Genomic DNA, 424 nt, shown 5'->3' with positions numbered 1-424 from the left:
TTTGCTTTCCGTTACTCTTGCATCATTGATTTTTCTTATTACCCTCGTTTTTGTCATTTGGCAACCGCGCAATTTATCCATTGGTTGGTCTGCCTGCGGTGGCGCCTTATTAGCATTGCTTGTTGGAGTCGTTGATTTCCAAGATGTTATGGATGTAACGAACATCGTTTGGAATGCGACGCTTGCTTTTATTGCGATTATCATTATTTCTTTAATTTTAGATGAGATTGGCTTCTTCGAATGGGCAGCGTTACATATGGCGCGTGCGGCTAAAGGAAATGGAATTAAAATGTTTATATTTGTTTCCATTCTCGGTGCACTCGTGGCGGCGTTTTTCGCAAACGATGGTGCCGCACTCATCTTAACACCGATCGTATTAGCCATGGTACGCGCATTACAATTTGATGAACGAAACGTATTGCCA

At 42.2% G+C, this 424-nt stretch carries 1 protein-coding gene; it reads left to right on the top strand.

Going from position 1 to position 424, the window contains the following annotated elements:
* Position 1: 1 nt before the first annotated feature.
* Positions 2 to 424 (top strand): ArsB/NhaD family transporter (locus tag ETC00_RS20040; RefSeq protein ID WP_171567777.1); only part of this gene is annotated, 423 nt, incomplete at its 3' end.

It is taken from the genome of Brevibacillus sp. MCWH (assembly GCF_013096935.1).
Lineage (GTDB): Bacteria > Bacillota > Bacilli > Brevibacillales > Brevibacillaceae > Brevibacillus > Brevibacillus aydinogluensis.
Note: the sequence above shows the minus strand (reverse complement) of the source record. Positions and strands in the feature narration are given on the sequence as shown.